This window comes from Vibrio toranzoniae (genome assembly GCF_024347655.1).
Taxonomy (GTDB): Bacteria; Pseudomonadota; Gammaproteobacteria; order Enterobacterales; family Vibrionaceae; genus Vibrio; species Vibrio toranzoniae.
The window spans coordinates 287,632-301,812 of record NZ_AP025515.1; the positions used below are offsets into that span (position 1 = coordinate 287,632).

Sequence of the window (14,181 nt, forward strand, 5' to 3'; positions counted from 1 at the left end):
GAATGATGATAGACATGACAAATTTATTGCGTTCAATCAAGAACAACCACAAAGGGCTGCAATTGCTATTAAGCGAATTTTGTAAGGATTTCTCAGACGCTGCCATAAATATAGAGACGCTTCACAAAGGTAATCATTTCGATGAACTCAACTGCTACTCAAAAAAATTGAAGGCGATACTAATTTTACTTTGTGACCAAGATCTTCCCCCCCAAATGGCAAAGTTGGAATATTTGAGTAAACACCACTTTCCTGTTCCGGAAGAACTTTTGGAGGATGTCAAAACCGAACTACAAAATGTCAATCAACAGATCAAGCATTTGTTAGATATGAAGGACGTAGTAGATGACAAATAACCGAGGCAGTCATGAGTAATAACCAAATAGAGCATCACCTCAGAAAAGCATTGGTTTCTAACAACGATGCTTCTAAGGTCACAGCGGACGACACCATAGTGCTGGCTAGTGCTATGACCAGCGTTCACAAAACGTTGCTCATCATCTTTCTCCTCGCTTTAGTTGCTATCGCTGTAGCGTCGCAGGCACGTATCGATATTGTCGTTTCTTTGCGTGGAGAGTTGTTGTTGGAATCTGACGTTGAGAAGGTCCAGCACTTAGAAGGAGGTATTCTAGAAGAGTTGCTAGTAAGGAAAGGTGAAGTCGTTTACGAGGGGCAGCCTATCGCGAGAATACGCTCTCTTGATCGTAATACCCAACTCGATACGGTTAATACAGAAATCATTCAGCTAGAGCTAGACAAAATTCGCTATGAGAGTTTACGAGACATGAAGAAGCCAAACTTTACTGCTTTCACTGAAAAATATCCTGATCAGGTTCAAGTAAACATGAATACGTGGCAACAAGAATTCTCAAAAAACCGCTCTAATGAAGAGCTCATCACTCACGATATTAAGCATAAAAACTCTCTAATAAGTTCGATGTTAAAACGTAGAAAGAGCTCAGAGAACCAGCTTTCTCTGATTCGTAAACAACTCAACATCAAAAATACACTTTATAAAGAAGAGATGGCCTCATACGTTGATGTTCTCAATATGAAAGTACAAGAGTCCAACATGGTACGTGAGATTGAAAACCTTGATGAGTCAGTCATGAATGAGCGTTTTCAGCTCGATAAACTAGAAAAGCAACACCGAGATTTGGTTGAAAATAGAAATTCAGAATACCAAGCACAAATTATTCAAGTGAATAAAGATCTTAAGCTAAAGCGAATCTTACAACCACAACATTCCGACAAAGTTGATCGTCTTATTGTCTATTCTCCGGTCGATGGTGTAGTCGACAAGCTACACTTCAACTTTCGCTCTGCAGTGATTCCGCCAGGCGAAAGCATTGCTGACATTGCACCGATCAATAACTCGCTACACGGAGAAGCAAAGATCCCACGTAAAGACATGGGATTTGTTGAAATTGGCCAAGCAGTGAAAGTAAAAATGGACACTTATAACTTCGCCAAGTATGGCTTTGTTGAGGGGACCATTGCTTCAATCAGTCGTTCATCATACGAAGAAGAGGATGCCGAATTCTATTTAGCAGAGATTGAAATTGACCAAAATTTTCTTGAGCGAGGAGGCACTCAATACAAGTTATCACCTTATATGGAATTTACCGCCGATGTGAAAACAGGGTCACGTCGTGTGATCGAATATGCAGCAAAACCCGTGATGTCTGCCATCGAAGATGCGTTCGATGAGAGGTAATCAATGAGCGGAAAACCTTCATACAACATTTCCGTTCCAGCTCTACGCCTTAGCATATTGTTTAGTGTGGTATTAACCGCGCTCGCTTTCTATTTGTACTTTTCTTGGTCGAAAATAGACTCAGTCGCTCAAGTGCAAAGCGCCCCACTTCTAATAAAGGCTCAAGAACTCAACCAGACTATCGAACTTGATATCCAAACCCTGCAACGTTGTTTAAGAACCAACAATTGCAGCAGCAATGATTTGAAACTATCAACCTTAAAAAGCGAAATAGATGAGTTTAGGTCTTTAGCCTCTTTGAACAAAACCGAATTCAGCTTGGTTGGGGCGACCGAATATACACAAATGGAATTAGCTATTAATCGCTTTGTCGATAGTTCCAAAACACGTAATGACATGCTGGACTTATACCTTTCACTCACTAACAGCTACCTGCAAATGGATGACAACTATCGCAACATGTTTAATAAGCACGCGAGCGACTTGATGTCAGAAAAGAACAAGTTCTTTGTGTGGTTGTTTATGATAGCCGTAATCTTGGCTGTTATTATCGTTATTTCTAACTCAGCAGCTATATTGAAACTGAAAAAATCCAGCTCAAACGAACGAGAAATAGACTGTGAATTCGATGCCTTATACCAAGAACTCAAGCAGCTCGATTTAAAAAGACTTGAAGAGCTTCTTAACGAAGTGAGCATCAACCCCAAACAACGTCAGATCTACTCTCACCTCAAATTGGTATTCAGTAAATTAGAAGACCAAAAGCGCAATAACGATCTCTACAAGCAACTGTATGCCCTAATAGGATATGAAATTCGCGGAATAACCAACACTATCAATGGTGGCGTGCAATACCTAGTTCAAGAGACCGATGAGAGCGGCGTGTTAATGGCGAAGGACATTACGTCTGCTTCCAATACACTATCAGAGCTTGCTGAAAACTATAACCGATTGATTTCTCAAGGCTCAGAGAGTAAATCTAAAGAGTTCTCGCTTTTGAGCGTGCTGTCTGAATTGATGATTCATATCAGTGCGAAAGTTCAGCGTAATGAAAGCCAACTCGACTGTCTTATCTCTGACAATTTACCAAATCGCGTTGAAGGTCAATCCACCAGCTTATTCTGGATACTTTTCTTGCAGCTTTCTAACGCTATTCAGCTCAAAGCTAACAAGAAATTGTTTGTAACGATTGAATCTGGTGCGGCTTCTAATATGGAAAATACGCGCGTCACCATCAACCTTAATTTCCTCTCAACGCTTGATGTGTTTGTTGCAAAACTAAATACACTCCATTGGAGCGCTCACAAAGACCACACCACCAGCACAGACGACTTAGCAAAGAGCATTTTGAAAGATTACGGATACTACGAAAGCCGCTGGTTCCAATCAGGCACTCAAGAGCGTTTTCAAATAGAACTTGACCTAAAGGCTAAAAGCTTCCATACGGAGAAAACTCGTTTCGACGGTAAGCGTTTGATGCTCTGCGCAAACACTCAAATTCGCATAGATGTCATGAGAAAGATGCTCTCCAATTTGGGGCTCGATATCACCGAGATCCGCACTGCTAATGAGCTATTTTCAGCAGCGAACTCCTTCGGTGAATACGATGCAATAATGCTGACCGATACATTTGAACCCAATAAGCTTTCATCGCTCTGTAAAACGGTCAAATCACAGCTCAAGAATCACCCGAATACCAAGTTGTTGTTATCCGTAACCAACACACAACACGCGCAAGAGTGCCACAGCTTCGTCGATAAAATCATAAACTCACCAGCTATTCCTTACGAGTTTATTCCTAACTTACTTTCCATTATGGAAGCGGAAGCATCGGAAGGACAAATGGAAAACAGCTCATTCCTGATCGTCGAGGATGACCGAGTTCAACAAATCTTACTTAAGCGCATTTTAACCAAGCAAGAGTACGAACCAGACACTGTTGGTGACGGTGCCGACGCCGTGAAACACTTCATGAATCAACGTTCCGACATTATTTTTATGGACTGCATCATGCCAGGAATGGGCGGCATAGAAGCAACACAGCGTATTCGACAGTTTGAAAAAAATAAAGATAGGAAACCTTGCACCATTATAGGTGCAACCGCATTGACCAGCAGTAACGAACACCAGGCTTGTATTGAGGCCGGAATGGATTACGTGATCAGCAAACCTTACAAAAGCGACGAAATCATCAAGGTGATCAACAAATATGTGGCGGTACAGAAACTTAACTAGCAGCATCATGGCTGCGCTTGCATTAAGTACTACACCTTCAGCATCGGCGACGACCCTGCTTGAGGCAGTAGAACTCGGCCTGCAAAACAGCCTTTCACTTCGCGCGAGTGATAAAGGTGTCGAAGAGAACGAGTACAACATTGGTATCAGCCGCTCTAAGTTCCTCCCTTCTCTTAATGGCGCAGCCGATACCACATGGAATGAAAATGAGACCTTATTGCGGAGCGTGCCCGATGAGACCTCAAGCTACAACTCGAACAGCTACAGCCTTTCCCTTTCCCAGTCAATATTCAATCTTGGCGATGTTTTTAAGTATGGAACGGCAAAGCTCGACTTCAACATTGAAGAGATTAAACACGAGAACAAAATCCAAGACACCATCTCAGAAGTCGGCTCTCAATATTTTGAGTACTTGAAAAACAACGCACAGATAAAAGCAACGAAAGTTGAACTTAAATCATCTGAGGCTCGTGAACATCAGATGAAACGTAACGTGGAACTAGGCAACACAGCTGCCAGTGAACTGTACGAAGTGATTGCACAAAAAGAGGGGGTGGCAAATCGATTAAGAACATTACAAAAAGATCGCCAAGTCATTCTCAATGGGCTATCGATTCAGATTCAATACCCAATCACACCTTCGCAAGATATATACGAAAGCGTGCCTTTAAAAGAGATAAACGAAACAGAACAACGTTCAATCATGGATCAAGCATTAAAGCTTAATAACGACTTACTCGTGGCTAAGAAAAACGTCGAGAGAAGCCGTAGAGGCTTAAAAGAGAGCGGTTCGAACTTCTTACCTACAGTATCGCTTTCAGCCAGTTATCGGCATGATGACGCCAATAACTACGACAAGACCGATATAACAGCGACTGGTGAAAGTAACTCAACGAGTGTTGGCTTAAATCTAGCCGTACCTATCTTATCCGGTGGTTCTGATTATTACGGATATCAAAAATCCTCGACGGCCATTGAACGTACCGAATTGCTTTACCAAGATTCGCTTTACACCACACGTAACAATGTGAATACCTCGCTACTTACCATTAACGACTTTTCCCAGTCTATAAGCAGTTATGAAAACATCATTCGCGCTAATTATGCGTCTTACAAAGGGATCCAAAGAGCCTACCAATTAGGTACGCGTACTATCACCGATTTGCTCGCGGCCGAGAGTAAATTATTCAGCGCTTTAAGAGATTACGAAAGTGCACGATATGACTACATCATCGAGACCATCAAACTCGAAAAAATTAAGGGCGTGCTCTCCGTAGAATCTATAGAGAGTATCATGCAATTGATGAGTGATATCGAAGATCGAGACAGCCAAGAATTAGTGCCTAAACACCTTCTTTCGACTTCGTCCTTGAAGAAAGGAGATCGCAATGCAAACTAAACAATTTTCTCAAAAGATCAATATGGCAGACAAGTGTTATCTGACTTTCTCCACGATAATTTCCACCCTATTTGGATTAGTTTTGCCCTTCTCTATTTTGATTATTTTCGACCGTGTTTTACCCAATCAAGCACAAAACACTCTGTTCTTATTGTTCGCTATTATCTTGATTTCTATCTTCCTCGATTACCATCTCAAGAATCAGGAAGAGAAGATCTCATCTGTCATCATGAGGCAGTTTGAGACCAACTTAACTAACAAGGTTTTTCAATCCATCTGTTTGGCTGAGATTTCCAAATACCGCCGCTTAGAGCCCGGTGAGTACCTCGAACGCATCTCTACTATTCCTGAACTTAAAACCTTCTTTGGCGGAGAGTCTGTTCGGGCTCTAATCAACCTAGCGGTTAGCTTATTAACTATCATAATAATAGGGCTAATCAACATATGGGCGGGCGTTACTCTTCTGATAGCCTCGATTATTTTGGCTATTTTCGCATTTAGCCTCTCTAAACAAAAGATTAGTAGCCTGCAAAATAAATCCGATATCGAAGGCTTAACCACATCAAAAATCATAGAAATCATCTCTAGCCCACTGGATATCAAAGCGCGAAACATGGAATACCGCGTCGAAAGCTTGATGACACAAATGGTCGAAGAACGCGAAGTCGAAAACATCAAATATGAGCAAATTGAATCTAATTTCGGGTTGATATTGGCACTGATCCAACAGCTCTCCATCGCCTGTGTTGTTGTGGTGTTGGCAATGGCGGTTATCAACATGGAATCAAGCCAAGGGATCATGGCTGCAATCATCATGCTAACCAACCGTTACTTTGCCCCCTACCAACAAGTAATGCGTACCGCGAGCCGTTGGGAACTAAATAAACTTCATATACAACGTATCGCGGAACTGCTTGAACTGACGGCTTCAGTAGAACATCAACATGAAACAACAGAAGTTGAACGCATTTCAGTCAAGTACTCTGACAAGCAACGTATCGAATTCGAGCGTGGTCAAGCCTATTTGCTCACGGGGAAAAGTGGTGCAGGCAAGACCCACCTCGCCAACTGTATTACGAGACAAAGCAGCGATGACCATCTGGCAATTATGATCAACGACACGCCTCTGAGTGACATTAACTACAACGTTTGGCGTAACAGCGTGTTGATGGTCGATAAAACGAGCTCGTTCGTAGAAGGTACCATTATTGATAACCTCACCTGTTTCCGACCAAGCCTGAATAACACGGCTTTCGCACTGTGTGAAACCATGAACATCAAGACACAAATCGATGCTCTTCCCGCCGGATTTTACACCGAACTTAAAGGTCACATGCGCAACCCATTCTCACGCCAAGTTGGTTATGCTCTGTTACTCGTCCGCGCCCTGCTCGCTAGCAAGCGCGTATTAATATTCGACGATATCGATTGTGTCTTTGACGATGAATTTGCCCGAGTGGTGCTGACCAGTACTGCTTATCGTTCTAATGACAAGATCTTGATCATTGCCAGCAATAAAATGGACAAGCTTAACCACCGCCTCAAACGTGTCAAACTGACGGGAGGTAATCAATGAGTATTCTCGTTGACTTCAACAATGTATCGCAGCGTGTATTGGACTTTGAAGCAATCGGATATAACGAACGCTACAATCAGTCACCTCTGATTCGTGGATTAGCTTACGCATTGATAGCGCTTGAATGGGAAGGTACGCCTGCTATCCTCAGTGATGCGTTTATGCCAAAACCAAAAGACAGCGACAGCTTTACCGCAACCATAGAGCGTCTTGGATACCGTTGTGATGCCACTAAGCTTAAAACACTCGAAAATATCGATAAGCACCCTAATCCAAGCTTTATTGAGATAGAAAACCTCAACGCCATCTTTTTGGGAACAAAGGATGGAAAATTGCTGCTGTTTGATTACACGAACAACAATACTATTGAGTATCCAATGTGTAATAAGCCATGCTTGTTGATTTCTATCAGCGAGTACTCTCGTCTATTTCGTGAACCACCACCAGAATCTCAAGATAGAAGTAATTGGATCAAATATGCTTTCTATCGTTATAACAACGAATTCAAGAGCTTAATAATTTTGAGCTTCTTCATCAGCATACTTGGGGCATTACAACCCTTCTTTATTATGAGTGTGTATAATTTCGCGCTCACGTCTAGTTCTCAAGTAACACTCTACTGGCTGACCTTATTTGCCATTATTGTTGGTTTCTCTGAATACTTTTTTAAGAAAATGCGGGTCAATATCATAGCGACCTCAGGTAAAGATCTCGCGGTACACATATCCCAAGCCGTTATATCAAAGCTTCTATGGCTGCCCTACGCTATGACATCAACCGCTGGGGTTTCGTCTCAGTTGGCTCGCTTAAAAGATATCGATACCTTCCGACGATTAGTAACGGCAGAATCGACCCTCAGCTACTTTGATATGCCATTCGTGATTGTATTTATCATCGCGATAGCTCTAATGTCTGGCACGGCAGCACTGGTAGTAATGGCCGGCTTAGTCTTAATGTTGGTATTCTGTGTGTACTCTCGCTATATCTACTCACAAGCCACATCCAAAAGCTCTCGTGCCAATGCGATGGTCTCTTATCAATGGAATGAGATCCTTCGTGGTATCAAGACCATTCAAGGTCTACCTTTATTGCGTGTGGTTCAATCTCGCTTTAGTGCTTCCCATATGCAAAGCACTAATGATGCAGAGAACGTTGCCGTGACCAACAGCAAAATTCAGGCTGCAGGGGGCAGTTTGATCCAAGTGATTGGCACAGCGAGTATTGTCGCTGCGGTAATCGGCGTAATGGAAGGTACTTCAGATGCTGGTGCCATGCTCGCAACCGTTATTTTGGTTTGGAAGGCATTAGGACCGATCATGGGTATTTACAACTCCATTTCCAAATTCCAATCAATTAAGGCGTCATCAGCTCAGATCAACAACTTAATGTCGATGAATGACGACAAACTGACTTTAGAAAAGAGCCCGCCCATTCGCTTGTTTCAAGGCAGTATTGTGGGCAGTGGTGTGAGCCACCGTTACACAGGGGCCGCAACCGGTTTAACCAATCTTGGTTTCAAGATACCACCCGGTGCAAAAGTCGTGATTTGTGGCCCGACAGGCTGCGGCAAGACAACGCTAATTTCCATCATTGCCGGGCTAGAAGACCGCTATCAAGGCGCGGTATCGGTCGATGGCTACAACATCAAACAATTCAACAGTTATCGCTATCGCACATCGATTAACTACATCCCTTTTAACTTGCACATCTTCGAGGGCTCTCTAGAGACTAACTTCATTTTGCACAATGGACTCATTCCAATAGAGGATATGCAAGAGATGATCAGCTTCTTCGAATTGGATGAGTGGCTACCAGAAGGTTTGTCGACTCAATTGAGCGTGGATAAATGCAAAAGCCTTCCCAACGGGGTTCAGCAAAAACTGCGGTTAGCGCTTGGCTTAGGTAATTGTGAACAATCTCTGATCATCATAGATGAACCTTTCAATGGTGCCGAAAACGAGAACGCACAGTATTTTAATCGCTTGTTCACCGATAAACTGTTGAACACGACCGTGATTTTTTCGACTAATGACCCAGGCTTGATCATTACATCAAACATGAGCTTAGTCTTAGAGTCAGATGGTAATTTGAAATATTTTGGTTTAACAGACAAATACTTAAACAGTTTAAGTTAAAACTACAACCTTTATTCACAATTAACTCTTTAGGTAAATGGATGTAATTGACAAAAACATAAGTGAAAGAGATGATTTACCCTCAAGTCACATTTAACTAGGAAGCAAATGTACACATTCGTTGCAGACAAGCTTGATGTATCGTACTTATCCACTATTCCTGAAAATCATCAATTTCAGGGCTGTGACGTACCTGAAGAGGAAATCGAACTCCGAGAGGTTGTTGAGGTATGGTATGAGTGTGCATTTCTACCCGCTTTTAATCTTCAGAAAATTGACATCGCAAACAAAGCTGAGCTAATCGTGATACAAAGCCATGTTTTGAATAACGACACTAGCACTCTCGCCTTCCTGTTAAAAAACAGAGTATATCGTGCCGCACTCCAGCGAATGCTAGGGATTTGGACATTAGAACCGACTGCAAAATCAGCACTAGAGCAACTTCTATTAGAAGTAAATAAAGACAACAACCATCATCATTAAGCTTTCTTTAAAATTTCTCATCAATAAAAATACAAAATGAACCTAAGGCCAAACGTTATCAATGGCCAAGAACGGAATGTATTGCAAGATAAGCGATAAGATCCTCGGAACTTATACCCCTTCCACACTTCCACTAAATTTACCTTATCAAAGTTTCCATATTGTCATTTTTATTCTACTGTTTTTATATAAAAACAGTAGCATGGATCCTTATATGCCGATTACGGTCTGGAATAACCTTTCAGTCAAACACAAACTCTTTGGCTTAGTTTTACTCCCCATTTCACTCTTGCTCTTCCTTGCAGGCCGGCAGGCTTATATCTTAACAACTCAGTTAGACGATTTTGAACGAACCAATCAGCTATTTGTCTACCTTCAGGATGTTTCAGCCTTATCTCGGAGTGCTCTAACTTTTAGCTCGGAGGAGTTTGCGACACAAAGCAGTCAAGTAAGAGAAGAACTGAAAAAGGTCTCCCCATCCATTTTTTTAGACGCCTCTGATGAAGTAAATCAACTTGTAGCAGACTTCAGCGACGCGACTCTATTTACGATGGAAGCAACCGATAGTTACGATAAATTAGATGCCCTTGAGTGGCAAAGTGATACGTACAAACGGTTATTGATCGAAATAGAAAAAGTCCCGTTTGAGAACACCAAACGTGAGATTCAGCAGCACCTCACTGCATTACAACAGCTTGAGTGGCTAGCTTTTTGGTCAAATGAGGAATTCAAACTGGGTACCTCACTGATTGAAATATTTCAAAGCAGCCAAGAATACAGCCCAGAACTTGCAGAACAAATAAAAACCCTCAGTGAAAGGCAACAACTGTTCCTAGAACGCTTCGTTTTATTAAATGCTAACGAGGATCAAGTCGCTTTAATGGTTGAGGTGTTTAGAAATGACGTTTTTACTCAAAGCCAAAAAATAAGAAGTGCCTTACTCAACCTCAACGCAATAAGCCAGCTAAGTCCACAAGAAATCTCGGTTGGTTTAGAGGCAATGAACGCACGCCTAAGCCTATTACAAAGCCTCGGTAGTATCATTAAACAAGAATTCAAACAAGAAGTTGAGCAAGCGATTTATGCCGCTCAGATGCAGAGAACGCTGTTTATTTCTATCGGCGCCCTACTCACTACATTAGTGATGGGGTTAACCTTAAGTTTGACAAGGCAGGTCACCAATAACCTTAATTTGGTTCTCAAGTTTTTAAAAAGTGAGAACGATCAAACTCGGCCTTCTTTAGATAAACTAATACAAGGAAAAGATGAGCTCAGTCTATTTGCTCAGCAAGTAAAACGATTGACCATCGAACAAGGGCTCGCTAAAGAGAGACTGATGATAGCGAAAGAAGACGCCGAAAGGGCTAAAGAAGAGGCTGAACAGGCTAAAGAAGAGGCTGAACAGGCAAAAGATCACGCAATCCAAGCGAGTAAGGCAAAAAGTAGCTTCCTTGCTAATATGTCTCACGAAATACGTACTCCATTAAATGGCGTTATCGGTATCTCAGAAGTCCTTTCCGATACTCCGCTTACCCCAACACAACGAGATTATGTTGATACCATTGAAATATCATCTCAACTGCTACTGAGTTTAATCAACGATATCTTAGATTTTTCTAAGATAGAATCTGGCATGCTATTAATCAGCCCACATTCCGCATCCATCAGAGAATCAATATACGACATCGCCTCAATTGTTGCACCGAAAGCAAAAGAGCAAAATATCACAGTTAGCGTCGACATCAGCTCAGATACACCAGCACGAGTCATGCTTGATGATCACCGATTAAGACAAATTCTAATGAACTTTATGTCGAATGCAGTGAAGTTTACCGCAAAAGGTGGGGTGACATTATCGATCCAAACTCTCAGCCAACCTAGCAATAGTGTTACCATTAGATTCGCTGTGCGTGACACCGGCATTGGTATAGATAAACAGCAACAAAAACAAATATTCGAACCTTTTGCTCAAGAGGACAATTCAACCACTAGACAATTCGGCGGCACAGGTCTTGGTCTCGCCATCAGTACTCAGCTCGTTGAACTTATGGGTGGTAGGATTCAACTCACCTCAGTTAAAGGGGAAGGCAGTTGTTTCTACTTCGATTTAGAATTACCCGTTGACTTAATGTTGCCGAAGCCAAGTTTAGCAACCGCTAACATTTACATTCTAGGTAACAAAAATGCACTTTCTGATCGCATAGAAAACGACCTTAATCTTTATGGTTTGAAAGTGACTCAAATAACGGAATACGCAGACGATATTGTTAAGCAAATCAGAACGAAAAAGTACAGTAAATCGACCACTGTCATTTTCGCTGAAGATGATTCGTTCCGAGTTAACGACCATTCCGACAACTTAGATAAACTGCATCAAAACGGCGCTACTATTTGTCTCCTTCGTTCATTTCTCAGCGAACCAGGTGATATTGGTAACAGTATCACCGCTCAAGTATCACAACCGCTACTTGGCATACGCTTAATAAAAGCCATTGAACTTTGCGATGTACAGGGCTCTGCTGCTCGCTCAGAAGCCAATCAACAAGATCTAATGCCTCAACATAAAATTCTGATCGTGGAAGACAATAAAATAAACCAAAAGATTGCTGGCCTTCACGTAAGTAAAAGTGGCTTTGACTTCGAATTTGCAAACAATGGCCAAGAAGCCGTGGATATGTTTGCTAATAACTCTCTTTACGCGGCAATATTGATGGATTGTATGATGCCAGTTATGGATGGATTTCAAGCAACAGTCAACATCCGAAGAATTGAAGAGGAAACAAAAGCAAAACGTCGTATCCCTATTATTGCACTTACCGCCAGTGTGATTGATGATGATATTCAAAAGTGTTTCGATGTAGGAATGGACGACTATGTACCAAAGCCATTCAAGTTCGAAATGTTGGAAGAGAAAATCCTAGCCGCTGTTGAGACAATGCCTTTGCCTGTCACCTCTCATCAAAAGTCGACATCAGTAGCATCAACTGTCATTCCTATTAATAACTCAAGCAAAGCCAAACAGACATTGCCAGAAGAAACAGAACAAAACACAGTGCCGAGTAAATCTGAAAAGATACTTCTTGTCGAAGACAATCGCGTGAATCAGAAGGTGGCATCTTTAATGCTGAAAAAAGCGGGCTATGCATTTGAAATTGCAGACAATGGACTAATCGCTGTTGATATGTATAAGAGCGACAGTAACTTTGACATTATTTTAATGGATTGCATGATGCCAGTAATGGACGGTTTCACCGCAACTCGAGCGATTAGAGAATACGAGAGAAATCTAGGTTTAAATAAAACGCCTATTATCGCGTTAACCGCCAGCGTTATCGATGATGACATTCAAAAGTGCTTTGATTCGGGAATGGATGGGTACGTCGCGAAGCCCGTAAGAAAAGACAAACTATTCCATCAAATAGAAAGTGCAACTTGTTAGACGAGATGACCCACACACGAGTCGCACAGTTCAGGACAAGACAAAAAAGCCAATCGAATATATCAACTGACTTCTTAATTGTTCAACGTTGTTATTGAAGATATTACGAGCTTGGCGCTACTCGCTTCTCTTTCAGCTGATCAATCACGTAACTCGGAGCCACTTTCGAAAGCTCAACTAAGCATTCATCCGTTTTCTCATTACCGTAGCGTACGTAAATGTCACATACTGCGTACAACTGCTCTGGGGAACCCGATATTAGGTACGCTTTTTCAAACGACTTGGTCGACTTGTCGATATCCAACTCTTCTTGTAATACCCCATTGAGGTACCAGTAATAGCTGTTATCTTGCGCTAACTTAGCGGCCACTTCAATCTCATTGGCCGCAGCGTTCTTGTCTTCAAGGCGAACCAAAGTTAAAGATTTAGAGTAATGTAGAGCTGCGTTGTCAGGCACATGTTTCAAACCGCGATCCAATACATCGACCGCTTGTTGGTCTTTTTTCTGCGCTCGGAAATTATCAGCGTAACTTAACCAAACTTGTGGCTCTTTTTTATGCATTTTGCTCAGGTCTAGATAAACCGTTTCCGCCTTATCCCATTCGTTGTGCCAGCGAAGTACATCAGCAAACAGCAATTGATATTTTTCAGATTCTTGCGTTTCTAAGAAACTGATCAACTCTTTTACTGGTGGTTCGATTTGCGCTTTTTGTTGATCATCTAAGGCATTAAAGTCACGAATTAGATTTGATGTTGCCGTGTGGCGAACCATGGTATCGCTGTCTTTAAGCAAGGGAGATACCAATGCCCAACGGTGCTCTAATTGATAAGGTTCAGAGCCAATCACAGACGCTTCACGAACTTCAGGGTCTTGATCTTTCAAACTTCTAGCAACCGCCACCAGCGCATTCTGGCTTGGGTATGAAGCTAACTCTTGCAGCGCTCCAGTACGGTTTTCAATAGACTGATTCTGATCTTGCGCCATGTAAGACAACTGTTGAATGCGGGTTTGAGTGTCCGTCATTTCAAGCACTTGATTGATATTTTGTGCCGGAGCATCAACGGTTTGTTGAACGCTATTAGCTGCCATCGCTGACGTTGAAATCAATGCGGACGTTGAAATAAACAAAGCAACCGCTGTCGCTAAACTCTTCTTGATCATAGTATTACCTTAAGCTGGAGAACTTAGCCTGTCCC

At 42.0% G+C, this 14,181-nt stretch carries 9 protein-coding genes; 8 read left to right on the top strand and 1 reads right to left on the bottom strand.

Features of this window, described 5'->3' with window-relative positions:
- Positions 1 to 2: 2 nt before the first annotated feature.
- The 8 genes from OCU50_RS15675 (at position 3) to OCU50_RS15710 (ending at position 12,984) form a co-directional block, all read left to right on the top strand.
- Positions 3 to 356, top strand: a complete 354-nt coding sequence (locus OCU50_RS15675) for a hypothetical protein (protein WP_060469659.1) — start codon at positions 3 to 5, stop codon at positions 354 to 356.
- Between the two features lie 11 nt (positions 357 to 367).
- Positions 368 to 1,717, top strand: coding sequence for an HlyD family type I secretion periplasmic adaptor subunit (locus OCU50_RS15680; RefSeq protein ID WP_017058421.1), 1,350 nt, complete (start codon positions 368 to 370; stop codon positions 1,715 to 1,717).
- A gap of 3 nt (positions 1,718 to 1,720) precedes the next feature.
- Positions 1,721 to 3,952, top strand: coding sequence for an ATP-binding response regulator (locus tag OCU50_RS15685; protein WP_060469660.1), 2,232 nt, complete (start codon positions 1,721 to 1,723; stop codon positions 3,950 to 3,952).
- A complete protein-coding gene (locus OCU50_RS15690) occupies positions 3,927 to 5,351 on the top strand; it encodes a TolC family protein (RefSeq protein WP_060469661.1) in 1,425 nt (474 codons plus the stop codon). The genes OCU50_RS15685 and OCU50_RS15690 overlap by 26 nt, the downstream gene beginning before the upstream one ends.
- Positions 5,341 to 6,927, top strand: a complete 1,587-nt coding sequence (locus OCU50_RS15695) for an ATP-binding cassette domain-containing protein (protein WP_060469662.1) — start codon at positions 5,341 to 5,343, stop codon at positions 6,925 to 6,927. Before OCU50_RS15690 ends, OCU50_RS15695 begins: the two co-directional genes overlap by 11 nt.
- Positions 6,924 to 9,062: an ATP-binding cassette domain-containing protein gene (locus OCU50_RS15700; RefSeq protein WP_060469663.1), complete on the top strand. Its 2,139-nt coding sequence runs from the start codon at positions 6,924 to 6,926 to the stop codon at positions 9,060 to 9,062. Before OCU50_RS15695 ends, OCU50_RS15700 begins: the two co-directional genes overlap by 4 nt.
- Before the next feature lie 108 nt (positions 9,063 to 9,170).
- On the top strand, positions 9,171 to 9,545 hold the full coding sequence (locus tag OCU50_RS15705) for a hypothetical protein (protein ID WP_060469664.1): 375 nt from the start codon (positions 9,171 to 9,173) through the stop codon (positions 9,543 to 9,545).
- A 214-nt stretch (positions 9,546 to 9,759) separates the two neighbouring features.
- Positions 9,760 to 12,984: a response regulator gene (locus OCU50_RS15710; protein WP_060469665.1), complete on the top strand. Its 3,225-nt coding sequence runs from the start codon at positions 9,760 to 9,762 to the stop codon at positions 12,982 to 12,984.
- 103 nt (positions 12,985 to 13,087) lie between these two features.
- On the opposite strand, the gene OCU50_RS15715 is transcribed toward OCU50_RS15710, so the two are convergent.
- Positions 13,088 to 14,146 (bottom strand): tetratricopeptide repeat protein, encoded by a 1,059-nt coding sequence (locus tag OCU50_RS15715; protein ID WP_060469666.1) that lies wholly within the window; start codon positions 14,144 to 14,146, stop codon positions 13,088 to 13,090.
- Positions 14,147 to 14,181 lie beyond the last annotated feature (35 nt).